At 50.8% G+C, this 17,032-nt stretch carries 8 protein-coding genes; 5 read left to right on the top strand and 3 right to left on the bottom strand.

The genetic code is table 11. The annotated features are described in order from the left end of the window. Window positions 1–343 precede the first annotated feature (343 nt). Genes ACYZT8_RS10570 through ACYZT8_RS10555 form a run of 4 tightly spaced genes read left to right on the top strand, consistent with a single transcriptional unit; the run spans window position 344 to window position 6,365 of the window. The gene (locus ACYZT8_RS10570; protein ID WP_461980855.1) at window positions 344–1,393 is read left to right on the top strand and encodes a ComEC/Rec2 family competence protein; all 1,050 of its coding nucleotides are present in this window, start codon (window positions 344–346) and stop codon (window positions 1,391–1,393) included. Continuing rightward, window positions 1,393–2,667, top strand: a complete 1,275-nt coding sequence (locus tag ACYZT8_RS10565) for an ABC-three component system protein (protein WP_461980854.1) — start codon at window positions 1,393–1,395, stop codon at window positions 2,665–2,667. The genes ACYZT8_RS10570 and ACYZT8_RS10565 overlap by 1 nt, the downstream gene beginning before the upstream one ends. Next, window positions 2,639–3,190 (top strand): ABC-three component system middle component 1, encoded by a 552-nt coding sequence (locus ACYZT8_RS10560; protein ID WP_184336804.1) that lies wholly within the window; start codon window positions 2,639–2,641, stop codon window positions 3,188–3,190. The genes ACYZT8_RS10565 and ACYZT8_RS10560 overlap by 29 nt, the downstream gene beginning before the upstream one ends. Then, window positions 3,171–6,365 carry an AAA family ATPase gene (locus ACYZT8_RS10555; RefSeq protein ID WP_461980852.1) on the top strand — a complete coding sequence of 1,065 codons (3,195 nt, stop codon included), beginning with the start codon at window positions 3,171–3,173 and terminating at the stop codon, window positions 6,363–6,365. The genes ACYZT8_RS10560 and ACYZT8_RS10555 overlap by 20 nt, the downstream gene beginning before the upstream one ends. Before the next feature lie 456 nt (window positions 6,366–6,821). Here the strand turns inward: ACYZT8_RS10555 and ACYZT8_RS10550 are convergent, their stop codons facing one another. The 3 genes from ACYZT8_RS10550 to ACYZT8_RS10540 form a co-directional block, all read right to left on the bottom strand. Continuing rightward, window positions 6,822–7,871, bottom strand: a complete 1,050-nt coding sequence (locus tag ACYZT8_RS10550; protein WP_461980850.1) for an RES family NAD+ phosphorylase — start codon at window positions 7,869–7,871, stop codon at window positions 6,822–6,824. A gap of 293 nt (window positions 7,872–8,164) precedes the next feature. Further along, window positions 8,165–9,934 carry an alkaline phosphatase D family protein gene (locus ACYZT8_RS10545; protein WP_461980848.1) on the bottom strand — a complete coding sequence of 590 codons (1,770 nt, stop codon included), beginning with the start codon at window positions 9,932–9,934 and terminating at the stop codon, window positions 8,165–8,167. Between the two features lie 5 nt (window positions 9,935–9,939). Beyond that, entirely contained in the window at window positions 9,940–11,064 is a 1,125-nt protein-coding gene (locus ACYZT8_RS10540; protein ID WP_339451153.1) for a DUF4062 domain-containing protein, read from the bottom strand. Window positions 11,065–11,501: 437 nt separating this feature from the next. On the opposite strand from ACYZT8_RS10540, the gene ACYZT8_RS10535 reads away from it, so the two are divergent. Beyond that, entirely contained in the window at window positions 11,502–16,832 is a 5,331-nt protein-coding gene (locus ACYZT8_RS10535; protein WP_461980845.1) for an ATP-binding protein, read from the top strand. Window positions 16,833–17,032 lie beyond the last annotated feature (200 nt).

Genomic DNA, 17,032 nt, shown 5'->3' with positions numbered 1-17,032 from the left:
CATTAGTTGTGAACTGTCCAATTGCTAGGCCATGGGAGGCAATGTATCGGTTTTTCATTCAGAAATCAGCCGCTCTGGCATGACCTAGGACGCGCTTTGCTCCATCCTCGCCCTTGGTGTCACTAGCTTCCCCATCTGCTCAAGCTCATCGTTGTGAGTGACTGTAGCTGCTCAACGCCTCTGAATAAGGTCTTTGGTGTAACTGTGCTATGCGCTGATCTAGCGCTCGCAATTTGATCGCATTGGAATCAGAGCTCTTGGAAGATATCTCGCGAAGCGCTATGTTAGTGGCGTTTTGATAATCGATCCTCCGCTGTGGGGCTGGGCGATACAGGGAGTTTGAATGAGCATCAAGGTACGCGTCCTGCAAGCCAACCATGGTGACTGCATCCTCGTCACGCATGAAGGTCCTGATGGTGTGTTTAACCTGCTGATCGATGGTGGAAATTCGGCCACTTTCAAGCGGGGAGCACCAGCGAGGCACAAGGGAGCCCTTTGCGTCGTTCTTGACGAATTGAAAACGAAGGGCCAATGCATTGATTTGGCTATCCTGACCCATATTGACGACGATCACATTGGCGGATTCTTGAGAGCATTCAAGGCGCCGGGTTATCTGAGCGAGATGGTCAAATCCATATGGTTCAATTCCTCAAAGCTGATCACTGACTACTTCAACACACTAGATATCCCCGAGAACAATGTTCGCCTAGGCATGAACTCGCCTGATACCAGTGTGCAACAAGGCAAGTCGCTTGAGGCCGTGTTGAAGGAAGTTGGTTGCAAGCGTGCACCATTGATTCGGGCTGGTCAGACGATCAAAAGCGGCCCTTTCACTTTCGATGTGCTTTCTCCTGATGAGGCTGCCCTTAAGAGACTTCTGTGCATCTGGCCGGAGGAAAAGAGCCCAGCTGAGACTTCCGTTGCGACCGACTACCAATTGAGTTTCGAAGAGATACTGGCAAAAGATTCATTTGAGTCGGACACGTCTATCGCCAATGGAAGTTCCATCGCATTCATTCTTAGAGCCGACGACGCTACTATGCTTTTTCTGGGCGACGCTCATGATGGAGTGGTGGTTTCGGAGTTACACGCTTTAGGCTACAGCCGCGAATCCAAACTACCCGTAGACCTAGTCAAGGTTTCACATCACGGGAGCCAGTACAATACAAGCCGAGTTTTTCTAGAGTTGATAGAGAGTACTCGATTCATCATCTCTACTAACGGTGCGATCCACGGACTCCCAAATAAGAGAGCTGTCGCCAGGATTCTAGCAGCAACCAATGCGACAATATATTTCAATTACGAAAAAATCATTAGAGAACTGCACCTGCCCGAAGAAAAAAATTCCTATCCTGGGCGTCTAGTGGGACTCAATCAAGAGTTTATTTTTTAATGACTACTGATGAGTCGATTATTTCGTATGCAGTTAAGGTTAATAGCGGTAGCGGAGTGCTAGTGAGCGCCCTGTCACCAGCTTTCAGTTATGTTCTGACAGCACACCACGTTATCGGTGATCCAATTGTTGTAAATCGCAACGGTCAGGAATTAAACATTATTGGTGTTCCCTATCGTCATCCAGACTATGACTGCTCGATTATAAAAGTCGAGTATCAGTCTGATATTTCACAACATATATGGCGAGGAGAGCTAGACTCCGGATCTAGGATCTCGTACGTAGGCTATCCTAGGTCGAACGTTGGCTCGGATAGGCCGTACAAGATTTATACAGGTACATCTAACGATCAAGCTCATCAGCTTATTGTCTGCAATTTGGACAACAGCCCAAGCCAGGAATCCATCGAAGGTATGTCAGGCGGTGGTGTCTACTGCATCCGAGGAGGCCATCCATTTCTGTGGGGGATAGAAGCCCGGATGGATGACGAAGATGCCGACGCGCGTTACGGTCGAATTCGATGCCATTCCATGGAGTGTTTCGATCAGATTATAGAAGCCAATCAGCTAGCAAAGATGGCTCCTTTTTACATGCGATGCTTCTCTAATTTAAAGAGCGATATTTTTCACTTTAACGCTGCAAACCCGGGGAACGTTGAGAAGCTGAGGCTGAAACTTGGTCAACTGGCTGAGTGGTTAATAGAGCAGAATATGCCAGCGCCTCATGACTTGATGGTACGGTATAAACGAGAGTTGCTGCTAGGTGATAAAGAGCCTGATTCGACAGTATTGGATAGAGACCTCTGGGTCGCTTACCTGGAGTTCGCGGTAGTTTGTTCAATACTTGATGCTGTTGACGTGATCGATGAGGCTTATCTAGAATCGCTGGATCGTAGGCGCCGCTTCATGTACTCCTGTAGCGATGACAATTGGTTGTGGAAACTATCAGATCTAATTAAGTCCGCCAGAGACATGCTGGATGCCAACGGTGCTATTCTCGTAAATAGTCCACAGGAAAACGCCGCGGATTTGCCTGGTGCCGAAGATATCCAGGACGTACTCGATGATATTGCTTCTTCACCGAATTTCAGAGCGATGACTCGAATCGACAGCGCCCACGGCGACATTGTAAAAACTTATTCTTTCGCGCATCTGAAAGGTTTGCGTAATAAACTCGTGCTGGACAAGCACCGAGAATATGGAAGGTCTTCGTCCGGCCAACAGCTGGCGATATTCAAGGAGTATTATGATCGCGCTATCAAAGAAGGATCATGATCTCGATTTTTTAACCTCTGAATTTGAGGGTTTGAGATTCGAGCTGTTTTCCGCTGATGAACTGAGCTTCATAAATTGCATAGTCTGCTGGTTTGACTCCCCTCAGGAACTGGTTGCGAAGTGGAAGGCGCTCCAGAGCATCATTTCTGTTAGGTTCAAGCCTGAAGCCCGTTTCTCTAAGTGGAACATATATCTGGTAATGCTGTGCCCAGATTCGGTAGATATTCGAGACAAATATGTCATTGAGAATGATCGTTACGCTGCGAGGAAAATAGTCCTAGATGGGCTAGGAAAACAGCTAACCACTGAGGAAGTCGAGACCAAAGTCAATATAGAGTTGCTTGGCGCAGATCTCGAATTGCGGAAAACCACCCCATCTCCAATTTCAAACATCAAACTTGCCATCGCGCCGCTGATCAAAAATGCGCCTATTGACTCGACAAGCAAGTCGAAAGATAAAAGAGGCGAGATCGTGAGTAAACTAGTCGAGTACTATAGGCAAAATGAAAATAAAGAAAGTTGAGATCGAAGGCTTTCGTGCCTATAAATTCAGAAAGGATGGAATTTTCGACTTCACCCTCGATGACGACACTCCCTCAAATTTTGTCGCGCTGTATGCTCCCAATGGATTTGGGAAAAGCTCGTTTTACGATGCAGTGGAATGGGCATTTACAGCAAACTTGGAAAGATACACAGCAGAGCATAATAAGAAAAATAACCATAGTGCCGCCCGGGGGACCAAGCAAGATCAAGTTCCGTTGAAAATCCTCCGCAATAAGGATGTGCCGGATCATATTATCACTCGGGTGGAAGTAATCACCACGCGTGGGGATTTTCCAAGGTCGCTTCCGAAATTGAGATCCAACTCCATGGATCTGAATCTGGGACCAACCAAGAATAAAAATGGAAAAGAAGGGAAGGGTTTTGAGAAAATCATTCTATCGCAAGATGCTATTGATCGTTTTCTGAGAGAGGCAAAGCCGCAAGAGCGATATCAGCTCTTTATGCAGCATTTCGGTGGCGAGGCCGAGGCGCTGCGCACTGAGATCACGGCGATTCTCACCGAAAACAAGATGACCTTGGACAGTCTTCGAAAGCAGAAATCGGATGTCAAAAAACGCCTTAAAGCTCCAGTCGACCCAACGATCTTTGAGAAATTCAATTCTTTAGCGGAAAGTTTGAACAATGAGGGTGAATCGATCTCGCTTGTCACTGAAGCTTTCGATTCAAGCGCGGAATACAAGCTCGTTAGCTCGATCATTGAACGCAAACACGCGTTGTCGTCCAGCTGTGCGGTAGAGCGACAAAAGGAAAGGTCATTATTAGAGCAAGCATCCCGCCTGGAAGAGTTTCAGCTCAATCTAGATGTAATTACTGAGCAAAGCTCCAGGTTTACCTTTCTGACCAAGGGCGCTACTGATTCTCAGCATTATCAGGCTCTTTCTGCCGCCTATGATAAAAACCAGAAAGATTGGCAACAATACACTGCGCAGTTGACAGAGCTGGACGCTATTGAAAAGTTCATCCCTGGCTTTCTCACCGACGAATCGGAGTCAAAAAAGGCGACCAGTGAGCGAGAAGCATTAATTAATGAGAAGGCCGATATTTCTTTAAGTTTAAATGCAGCCCAGTCTAGTGTTAAACAGTGCCAGGATGCTCTGACTGCGACTGATCAGCGTGCATTAGCCCTGCGATCAATGATAGCTGGTAGTTCAGCGATTTATTCAGAAATTTCAATGCATAAGGATGGTTTGCTGGGGCTGAAATCTCAACTCCAGAAAAAACATGATTCCATTAAGATAGACAAAGGAGAGCGGGATCGTATTACATTAAATCTGAATAAGTTGTCGGCGCTTCCCGTCACTTCAGAATCGTTAAGAGGGCCGGACGGCATTCTTTTTGAGCTACCGCCCTCCCGCATTCAAGAAGTTTATTCTGCTCAGCAGGAACTGGAGTTACTGCAGAAGCACGACTTTGCAATCAGAACCACTCAGTTGGCGCTTACACGGCAGAAACAAGCAATAGAACTGTTGGTTTCGCATGGTCTGACTTACCTCGCTAGCTGGCCTAGCGATAACTGTCCTTTATGCCGAGCAAATCACCCCTCTTCAGACGCCCTCACATCGGCGATCAGGAATAATGATCTCCTGACTGAAGCGGAAAGGCAGAATGCGATTCAGTTAGAGCAGATCGCAGCGCGTATAATCTCACTTAAATACCTCGTTGATTCAGCTTTGACCGAAGCCAAGGATCGACTTGGCAAGAAAATTATTGGTATTAAAACTCAACTTAACCAGCTATCCTCACGAATCCATTCCGTTGAACAGGAATGCCATTCACTTGCCACAATAATCAGTACCACTGAACAAACCATTGCAGCACTGCAGCTCAGAGTTTGGAGCTTAGACTCCAATGAATTACACACGCGTATCGATGCGGAGTTAGCCAGTCTTTCTAATGCGAGCACTTTACAACGAGAGCAGCTTAGTCTGGCTAATAAACGTCTTATTGATGTGCAGGCTCAGATGGTTAAAATCAGTAATCGTATAGAAGCGCTGCACCTACTTGTGGCGGGCATCACCGCAAAGGAACAAAACAAGACAATTGTAGCGTTTGCAACGAAAGAGGCGGTACGGGACTTCGGTCACCTTCAGGGACATTGCTTCCAGAAACGGGCCAATCTCGAACGCTCTGCCCATGAGAGCTCAACTCAAATGGAGGCTTTGTCTGCGCAATGTCATGAGCTACACAAGACCATGCTCGATGACGGGAACTGGATTGATTTCCAGTTGCTAATCGCTCAGAAAGATGATGTATCCAGAATTATCAGCGATGCAACATTCGTTGTGGACTCTTTCTTAGGTAGCCTCAGCAGACTGTTAGGGGAAGATATTGAGCCCAACCCAACTTTCATCAAGTCCAAAATTGAAATGGCAACTCAAGCCGCTGCTAAACAATCCGCTTATTTAGCGACGAAGATCGACAGACTTGAGCTACTGACAGTCCAGTTAGCAGCATTTAAACCTTATCTGGAAAGCCTGGCATTGCGTGAAAGGCTTGCTGAGATTGATAAAAAAATCCTAGAACACCAGCTAGTCGATTCGAAACTGTCAGCTGATCGTGAACTGGTCTTCGCGGAACTTCGGGAACGTATCGGATCTTTCTTTTTTTCTGATCTTATCAACGCCATATACAGTAAAATTGATCCTCACCCCTCTTTCAAAGAAGTTGATTTTATTCCTGATTTCGATAGTGCTCAGCCAGGGCTCAATATCGTGATAAAGGATGATTTCGGTGGTGTGATCTCGCCAATACTGTATTTCAGTGCCGCACAACTTAATATTCTAAGCCTCAGCGTTTTTCTGGCCAACGCTCTGCACGCCAAAGACGACAAGGGCAATTCGCTTGACGCCATTCTGATTGATGATCCTATTCAATCGATGGATTCAATTAACGTGCTCGCGGTAATCGATCTGCTTAGAAATATTTCGCTACGTTTCGACAAGCAAATTATAATCTCAACCCACGACGAAAACTTCTTTGATTTGCTTAAATTGAAAATTCCAACCGAAGTATTTGGCTCCAAGTTCCTGCAGCTCGAAAGCTTTGGTGTCGTCAGTCAGATGCAGAGCGCCCGTGATTTCGTTGCAGGATTGCCAAGATCCGCTATAACAGATGATGGCACTCACGACGAATAGCTCCGGCTTGATACCAGGGGGTTAGATAGCCCCTTTGGTTACAGGCAGCGGCGTTTTTCAATGACGAACACCTCGTTGAATGCCTACCCACCAAAAAACTGCATAAGCGATAATCTCGTGCTGTGGCCTAAAACTCGCAATGAACAACGTGAGAAACTGCATGTAAAAATTCGTGCACTTTACAATTATGGAGCTATTCAAAATAGTATGGGAAACGCCAATGCTTAAATTGGCTCACAATTGGCGTTTCCGTTGGTGCCGTCGCCAAAGTTTTCCTCAAAGCGGGCATCCTCCTTTCGACTAAGGTGTTTTACGCAGTTGGCGACCGACAAAAACCCACCAATCTCTGCAGCGATTTATAGCCTTCCAAACTCGTCTAGCTCCGGTTCGAAAGACTTTATAAAGCCGACTCGACAGCTCTGACAGCATTGTCCGACCAAAACATTCTTTAGGTGATCAATAGTCCCATTCACCATAGGGGTCTTGCTCGTAACGCCAATCCCTTACGACGGCATCGCCGTTGATAACTAGTGGCTCGACCTCAAAGGTGACACAGCCGATTTTGTGACCCTCTAGTGTATCGGGAATGTACACAAGCCCAGATGGGAAAGGCCCATTGCCGATGATGGGGTCCTCCTCGGTTCTCTCCTGATAAGGAATGCTGGCGAGCACACGTGAAAACAGAGCAATGTTGATCCCATCCTGGTGTTGAACAGAGGCAAACATCACCCCATCAATAGGCGGATCAACCTGCGTAGAAAGGTACTCTGCAATCACTTGGGTCAGTAGATATTCCTGCTCTTGATCAGGCGTGACTGGCGAACTAATTTTGCTGTGCAAGGTACGTAGAAACTGCCTTCGTTCCATATTCGTTCGATACGCCGGATCAAAACAACTCATAGGCTGAGAATCGAATATGTTCTCCAACACACCAAAATCGAGTACCCGTGCATCCCGTAATAACTGAAACGCCCCCGTTAACACCATACCGCCCACCGAGGGGCGCAGCTCGGCGATGCACGTGTCGCGATCAAATGCGCCATAAAACACAGGTACACCAACAGGATTCATTCTTCCTGCACACGCCTTTTCCTTGGGCGGTGCCGAGAGTTCAGTTTCCGGGGACACAAGAATGCTTTTAGGATCCGATGACGGCGGGCAGTAGCGTCCTCGATACAGCTCCCAACCATCTTCTACTCCAAATAATCGCACCACCTCCTGGTTATTTTCGTCTTTGAGGTGATGAATACCTTTAAACAACCAATCGAGGAACGCTTTACCGTGATCATTAAAGAAACGACTGCGGTGCATCACACCACTTTTGAATTCTTGCCATTTTTCCTCGACGTCTGTCGGTCGGATGCTCCGCCGCATGTACAGCGCATTAGCCTCAAAACGTGGTTCAACGCCTCGCTTCAAGCAAACAGTGAGCAATTCGACAATGGCAGAAGTGACGGAGCCTTCACTATCGTCACACTCAAGAATTTCGGCGACGATGAGCGCCAAGGGGTGGCCTGCGCAAATGTATCGTCCCAGCCCCCCAGCCCCCCAGCCCCCCAGCACCGGAAGTTCTGATGACCGGATCAGTCCCGTAGAAATTGTAAAGAATCTCTGCAATATCATCCGCTAAAACCTCAATGACTATGCAGGGCCGCACATGCTCACAGACCGAACACTTAGCCATATCGCATTGATCACGAATACGCTGCCGAAGAAAGACATCCCCCACACAGCCATCGCATACAACTTCTACGCTGCCTCTCACATCATGCCCCTTGGAAGCGTCCATCCTAGAACCACTATTTCTGAGCCGGATGTACCGCCTGCAGATGGTTGGAAAAACCTGCCTCAGTTTCACAACGCCATGTCGCCCACAGCTTGCATCCCGTCTCGCCCCCCATGTCCAACTCAAACGCCAACCAGTTCCGAGCCGGCATCACATACCGATTAAAACCCGGGAACAACATCATCTCGACACAGTGCTGCACATCGATGGATTGGACCTTGCTGGCTGTATGGTTCAGCAACTGAAGAAAAAGCCGTTCGGCCACTCCAATCAACGAAGGATGCACCACGCCTGACGAAGTAAATTGCTGAATCTGCGCCCAGTTCGACGTCGGCGGAATATCCCGACGGTAGCAACTGCCCCACGCTGCGACATGCACGTCCCCGGAAGCAATGGATACCCGCAGCATTCTCTGCTCAGCAATACGGGTTAGCGATTCCAGGAGTCGCTTGCGTTCCCCCTCATGATCCCCGTGCGACCAATGATCCTTAAGGTCATCAGCATTGCTGTCGAGCACATGATCCTGCCCAAACGTATCGAGCAACCCTTCAGCCAGCGACAATTTGGGGTGCGCGACCGGAACCGAGGACATGAAGATCAAGTGCTGACATTTGCTTCCAGGATGAGCAGGCTTACCGTCACGGAGCGTGTTGAGCCAAGCCTGCATAGCAGTCCAGGTATCGGCCCCCAGTACCTGGGTACGTGAACGCTCAGTGCGCAGATCAGCAACAAACAACGATACCGGCCCCAAGTGATAGCCGAAACTAAAGCCCGGTTGACCATCCAAGAGCGGCAAGGCTAATCGATCTCCATTTAATCGTGCACTCCATTGCACCGGCTCATACTGTGGGTCCTGCGGGGAAACGTTTGCACGTTGGAGCAATTGCAATGGCGGCAAATCATCAAGGGCATGCTGCAACTGAAACACCCAGAACGCCTTGCGCGCATGACGCATCAGCACCTGGAACAACTCGCAATGCTGCATAGCCGGACTGTAGGATCCCCAACCGTCGAAGATGTCGTGGTCGTCCCACATCATCACCGTAGGAATTCTCGCCATCGCATCAGCAGCATCAAGGTTCGGCTTGGGATGCACCCAGTCACGCCTTGTATCAGGCAGCCAACGATTGGCATAGAGCCCGAAATAGTAGGACTCGATCTCTTTCTCCAGCGCCGCGCTTACCTTGAACGCCAATTGCTCCTTGCGCGACAGTCCGACCCATTTCTTGAGGGACTTCACATCCTCCCAAATCGAGTCAAAGTAAATCTGGTCGCCCCCCATCAGCAGCAGTTGGAACCGCTTCAAGCCCTTGTCATGAATTCGTCCTTCATGCCAAAGCTGTTCCTTGTCCAGCACGTAACCTGCAGTACGCAAGCCACTGTCATGATTGCTGATCAGGTCAGCCCAGACGGCGTTTTCAGGACGCACCAACTTGCGCATCCCACTAGGGTCCGAAAAGCCATTGCAAGAGACGTAGGCCATTCTTGGGGCATAGTCTCGACCGGGAATGGAGAACTGCCATTGCGCCCCTTCCTGCCCTACACCAAACTTTACTGTCCGCTCCTGGGCCTGCTGATCACAGCTCAAGTCGTAACGAAGGATGGTTTCTTTCGGACGCTCCAGCAAAACCTTCGGCCCCGGACAAGCCTGGCCGTCAACAGAAAGAACTGGAAATGCGGCGCCAGCTACAACTCCGACTAACGCGGTCACCTGCCACTGCCCGGTTTTGCTGACGCCTCGGAAGGACAACACGGGCCCCACAGTAAAAAGTGCTTTTGACATCCCTGTTATCTCCCTTCAAGTTCGGCGGCAATAACTTTGACAATCTTGGCGCGTGAAGCGGCTCTCTTGGCCAGAATTTGCGCTTCACCTGTTTGATCCAACCATTCCCTAAAACGCTGGAACGCGTGGCGCGTTTGCGACGCATCTCGACAGTTAGCCAGGAAGGCAAACTGAACTTTCTGTACATCATCAGCGACAAAAATACCGAAGGAACCGCTGACAACCGTAGCATCAGGAAAGCCTAGCAACGCAGTAGCCTGAGTCTCTGTCGCTCCACGGTGACAGGCGATTAAATGCAACGGCCCTTCTGCACCTTTCAACAGATCAGCATGCTCATGGTCGTGTAGAAAAGGCTTCCCCACCAGCTCACGCGCAGCAGCAACCGTGAACGCAGCCGGGACTGCATGGACGAGCACAGCGACATTGACTCCAGCAATTGGAACAATGGCGAACGCTTCGCTGGCAGGGGCGTTGCCACCATTGAGCGCCTGCAGCAACACCGTTTCCATAGCTCGTTTGCGCTGACGGAAGTCCATCCGTGTCCAATCCAGCGCCTGACCCATATCGAAACGGCTCGAAGCCGCAGCGGTTACACCACGTTGGGTCAGAACAACCAACGCATCAAGAAGCGCTTCCTGAACGCGGGTACGCAGTTGATCCACGGTAGAAACCATTCCACCCCTGAAGGGTGTCTGTTGTGCAATAAACGCCTGGAAGCGCTGGTTACGTGCAGCCTCAGCCTCCCGGCCATCGCCTGCTGGGATACTTGGCATAGCGATGAAGCGCACCTTCCCCCGAGTGGTGGCAATTCCCTCCATGTACTCCGCATGGCAAATACCAATGTCGCCATCACCGCTGGCCCAGCCGGCATTCCCGTTGGACAGCACTAGTAGCACATCGCAATCCCTCACGGCTTGCAAACAGGCGTCCCAACTGTCCTGCATGCCATCCGCAGGAGGTGCATCTTCGTTAATCCAAACTTCAAATACCTGTTTGCCAAATAGCTTCGTGCCTTCTATCTCACGCTTGAGTTGCTCTCGGATGCTGCTGAGCGTTTGATCGCTGTCTGCGGGAAAGCGGTCATTACAACGACTGGACAGCATGACTTTGATTTTCTTTGACTGGGCCATCCTTGCTCCTGACCCCACTCACGAGGTCTCAAGATTCTTTTATCAATCAATACCTTCTCGCCCTATGCATATGTCAAGCGTGGACCTTATCTAAAAACCACCTAATGGCATTGAAATGCAATCAATTCGAAATGCGGAACAACGTTATCGACAGTATTTTAGTAACTATTTATGACTCTCCATGACCATCCGGCACATGGCAACCCGAAGCATATTGCAGCCTCATTTTGCCCCAGCAGCATACTAACTTCGCGATGCCAAGCAGGATGCTGCACCTCATGAGTCCTCGAGAATGGATGTAATGATGAATGCCGTTATAAAGCTATTCTCGCGGTCGACCGTCCTTAACAACCACGTCTATTCTGGTGGTGTGGATACTCTGCACACTTCTGAAGGTACGGACATCACAACGCCATGACAGCCAGGGAAGCTAGACAATGAGTATCGACGTAACTGCACCAGCGTCAGGGGCTTTCTCAGAAAGCGACACGCGCACGATTGAGATTTCACCCTCCGGTTACCTTGAGCAGATACTTGATCGAGAGCTCAAGCTCACGCTCCACGGCATCGAGCTGGGGTCCGAGCGAGATGACTCCATGCGTCAACTCACCGACACTGCAGCAACCCTTTACGATGGCCGCATTCTGCGCGAGCTCATACAGAATGCGTACGACGGCGCTGGTGAAGATGTCGATGCCCATATCTTGGTGAAGCTGGATCTTGCCTCCGCCCCACACGCTATGCTGGACGTCTGTAACACTGGCAATGGATTCTCCCGGGCCGATGTCGACTCAATCGTGAATCCGGCAAGAAGTAGAAAGCAGCCCGGAAACTCCATTGGCCACAAAGGACTTGGATTTCGCAGTGTTACGTTGATCAGCCATGATCCTCAGATCTACTCATCTCAAGCTGACAATAAGGCAGCGCAGTTCGACGGGTTCTGCTTTCGATTTGCTGATGAGCAGGCCCAACGCGAGCGACTTCTGCACCTAGCCGAACCCGACCTTGCGGAAAGGGCGGTCGGCAAGACTCACAGCTTGCAACTGCCGCTCGTGATAAATAGCTTCCCCGATGACATAAAGGACTATGCATCGCATGGATTTGCGACGGTGATAAGGCTGCCGTTGACCGACCGTATGGCCGCCTCTCGCATGGAAAAAGAATGGCAGTCACTTTTTGATGAGCGTGCCCCGCTTAATCTCTTTCTACCTAAGCTCACCAAGCTCGTATTTGAAAAAATTGACCCGGACGGCACTACTTCGCGTCGAGAGTTAACACGTCGTCGATACCCTCTGAATCGACCGCTGAAAATTGACAGCCTTGAGATAGAAGAAATCGTTGTCGACAATCGGTCGTATTTATTCATCAGTCGCGCCGTCGATCAGATGCGATTTTTAAGAGCTGTAGACGCGGCTGTCGAACAACGTCATAAGGTTGAGAGGTGGCGAAATTGGACAGGCGCGCCCACGGTCAGCATCGCGATCCCCCTAGGGTTCGAGGTTCCGGAGGGTCGTTACTATGCTTTTTTACCCATGGAAACCCCCTGTCCTTTCAACGGTCATTTGGACGCTCCGTTTTTCCCAGACCCAGACCGTAAGGGCTTAAGTCTGGACAACGCCCTTAATCAAGAGTTGGTCAAGGTTGCAGCAGAGATGTGCATTGACCTGATATACGGTGTAGCTGCTGCCAATATCAATCTTGTCTCATACGTGCACGCCGCTGTGGACGCCATCACATGGGCGCCGGCAGACCACGTCTTGACTGCGTTTCAGGCTAAAGGGCTCGCGCACGAAACGCTCCCACTTCCAACAATGAGCCCACCTGGCAGCGATGCAAGATGGGCAACCCTTGACCATGTTTTTGACTGGCAAGACGACCAATACAAATCTCTGCGTGCGACTTGGATTGCCAAGGTTACAGGCGAATTTTTGCTGCGACGCAAACTGGGAGCTAGGCGAGTTGCCGCCTTGCGCAGCCTTGCTGATGATGTGGGGCTTCCGCTTGAGCCGGAGAATGAACGCCTCGCAAAGTGGGTACCGTTACTCGCTGCCGACCTTGAACGCCAACGCAAAGCAACAGCCGCGAATTGGGAGGATTTCTACACTGACCTAAGCGTGCGCAAGGACATCCTTGAGCAGCTTCGAGGCAAACCCATTTTTAGAAACGAAGCTCGCAAACTTGTGAGAGCCGAAGGAGCTAAATCCGTAGCGGGAGAACCAGTTCAGTTTTTCATCAATGCCGACCCTGGGCGTGTCACCAAGAAGAAAAAACGCCTGGATGACGCCGGTGTTTTTCCTCCAAGCTGCATAACCAAGGGGCTCGAGTTCGCCGACCCGACGCTTGCCTGGTCTGCGGATGTGGTCACGGCGTTCGTTAACGCAGGACTTGCTTCCGAGTTTCGTCTCATCAACTTGGTTTCAAGATTGGGAACACTCCTCGGAACTCGCCCTCGCGCACGCGACGCTTTGTCAGTGCTTACCTGGGCCTTCAGAACATGGAAGCAAAATCGCACCCCGGACTTCGACGAGGCCCTTCAGACCGCAGGACTCTGGGTTCCCTTGGCCAGCGGCGGAATTGGCAAAGCGAGCCTCGCTTATTTCTCAGCAGGATGGCGCGACACGCTAGGTAATTTGCTCACTGACCTCTGTAAAGAGGCAAGCCACGACAAGCAGATTGCCGGAATCGCAAAGACGATGCTTCCTGATTGGAACGAATGGAATACCGGCCCAGGGCAAAGTGCTCAAGACTGGCGAGACTTTTTGAAAATCGCTGGCGTACGGGACGGACTTCCCTGGAGCAAAGGCGCCGCTGTACGAATGGACTCACCAGCCTGGCAAAGCTTGAGGTATGGTTTTTTACCAACACAGAATTTCGAGCTGGAGCTGGGAATTTGCTGGCGCAAAGCCGTCGCTCAGTCACGAGACCTCGGCTACCAAAGCGGTGACTACGTTACGAATGGCGTACCCTACCTATACGGCCAGGCGAGCTACGACACAATGAACGGGGCTGCCCGCTTGGCATACGGACGACTGATTATCCACGCGCTCACAAAGATTCCAGCCGAAGCTATGGTGACAACGCTCTCCCGACGCGGCGTCCGTTCCGACTACATTCACTGGCCTAGCGCCATCGCCGCTTTTCTGAAGTCGACTGCTTGGATTCCCGCGTCGGCGGGCGACGATTTCGAAGGGTTAACTTTAGGTCAGTGCTGGTTAGGCAGCAGGAGTGACATACCTCGTTTCGTACCGCGGCCGGAGCGCATGGTACGAGAGCTGATAGAAAACAACCGCTACCTTCAAGAGATGCTGTCCGGCAAATTGAATGTACCTGCTTGGTCGGACCCAAAAAGTGCACCCCGACGTATTGCCGCACTTGGCGAGCTACTGGAGCGCGGTATATCAGAGGCCTTTCTTGATGACTTTCGAAAAGCCTACCGCGAAGCATGGACAGAGTACGCTCAGCTCGACTTGCGCCCGGCTCTGCCTTCGACACTCGTAATCCCTAAAGACACTATTGATGGCTTGACGGCCGTGACGCTTCACAAAAGCGCTCCACTCGTTGAAACGATCTACATTGACGACGGTTCGCGGCCAACTTTTCAACAAATTTTGGCTTCTTTTGGTCGCATCACAATTGATGTGGGAGGTACAGCGACTGCAAGCTGTATCAGAGCGCTAGCAACGTATCTGGGTTGTAAGGCCCAGCCAATTCATGAAGACTCGATATCCGTCACCACAGACGGCGTTCCTTTTTTTCCGAGTGCAACGGATGAGCTGCTCGTAAGCAAAGATTGTGAATGGATCGCCGACCTCGCTGTTCTGGTGCTGGAAGTGAGCTCAAATCTAAGCAACCAGAACACCCTTCGAGCTCGCCAGGCGCTGGGAGGGGCTATCCGTCGAGTACGGCTGCGTTTTGTCCGAGAAATCACGGTCTCGATAGATGGAAGCTCAAGCACTCTGCCAGACGAGCTTGACGGCATACTTCCGGTTGCCAACGAAGAGTATCCAACAGTCCTGTGTGAGGGGCAGTTTTTGAATTGGTCTACCCTGTCCATGATCGCGTCGGCCGTGCCCGCGGCGATAGGCAGACCGGGATTAACGGACGCTTTTCGCCTGACATTTTCTGCGTTTGGAAACGAGATGTCGCGGGACGGTCATGAACTGAAAGCACCCTCGGATTTGCAACTCGCTCGAGCACTTGGACGACCCGTCTCTCGGATCACCGAGCTGAGGCGATCGCTTCGTGCGACCACGCCGCGTTTATTGGAGTATTTGATCCCGTCCGTCCACGCCATGGGGCATACCGACCTGGCTGCAATATTGATCGAGCGGACCGACGAATTCAGAGATGATTCCGACGTGATGGCCGTTATTTCTGGTTACGGTATACCCTCCGACCAAGCCGAAAGAATCGTCAGCGCCTGCCGAGACGCCGACACACTTAGCGGCCTACGGCATGAGCTAGGGCTTGAGTTCAACGTACTGAACGCGAGCCTAGTTGCGCTTGGTCGATCTCCGCTGGAGTTCAAGAAAAGGTTAACGGAGCGTTTCTCCTCCCGCGTTGAGCATCGGCGTGCTGAAGTTGAGCGAGCCGTACGGGATGCGTACACCCAATCCATTGAAGCAGACGGAGCCCTTCAGGCCTATCGCGAAGCAGTCGCTTTGAAATGGCTCCACCTGCCAGATGATTGGGTGGAACGATTCGATGATATTGATACACAGCAGGTAGATGAGGAAATCGATAGACAGGTAACCCTCCGCCTTGGTGCAGGCCCTTTTCCCAATGGCAGTCCCATCGACGGCGTCCGCCAGCACAACCGCCAACTACTCACGCGGATTGCGGAACATTTGCAACGTTTGGTCAGAGCTTGGGCGAAGTGCAATTCGACGCCACTTGATGAACTTTGGTTGCAAGGACCTGAACGCCTGATTCGAGCTGCCCTGTCATCCGGTACGCTTGACTTCGAGTCCCTCAACGAGAGATCCGTCCCCTCCGCACTTCACCGAGCGAGCCTCTGGCCAAATCAAATGCCGGAAAGCCTGGACACTGTTGCGCTCGGTCTTTCCGATAGTGATCTGGCATTCGAAGCATTAGAGGAGCGTGAACGAGAAACGCGCAGACAGAAAGAACGTCGTAGTCTGCAGTTTGGGGAATTAGAAATCGATGGTGGTACTCAGGGTTGGTATGATGCAGTTGCGCAAGCCATGCAAGAGACTCTTGCGAGTGGAGGATTCAAAACGCGGTCCGGTCCTGCGGCATTACAAGTCTTTGGCCCTCGAACTGCCCCTAGACCGACTAAGCGCGGCACAAGCAATCGAGGTGATGATCCACAGTATTTGAGTCAAGAACAACGCGACCTCATCGGTTTCGCCGGGGAGCTCGCCGCCTATCAATATTTACGCAATAAACATCGAAATATGCGGCCCGAATACTGGGTATCTTCGATGGGCCGCAGGTATCTAGGGCTTCCGCCAGAAAGTGATCAAGGATTCGACTTCAAAGTATCGGACGCGAAAGGCTTCATTCATTACGAGGTCAAGGCGCATGTCGCGGATCCAGGACACATCGACCTAGAGCGCTCTCAAGTAACTGCGGCAGTAACGATGCGCCATGATGGAACCAACCGCTGGCGTATTCTCTATGTCGCGAACGTACGAGGTCCTAACGTCGCAGTTTATGAGCTGCCCAATCCATATTCCCTAGGTGCAAGTCGGCTATTCCGGGAAAGTCATCAGCAGGGTGTCCGTTTCACTGTCATGCGTGAATAGCAATTGCCCGGTGAGCGCATGCGCAAATTATTCTGTTGGAGTTGGCTCGCCAACCGTGAGCCAAACTTTGAATTGCCAACCAAGATGTAAGCATGCCAATCGCCCGCGCCCGCTTCCAGCTCGGCTCGAATGCCCAGATCCAGTAATCGTTTATAGATGGCAATCTCGCCAAGAAGGCCAGCCACCAATCGCTTCTCATT

The sequence above is a fragment of the Pseudomonas sp. LB3P93 genome, assembly GCF_054898025.1.
Note: the sequence above shows the minus strand (reverse complement) of the source record. Positions and strands in the feature narration are given on the sequence as shown.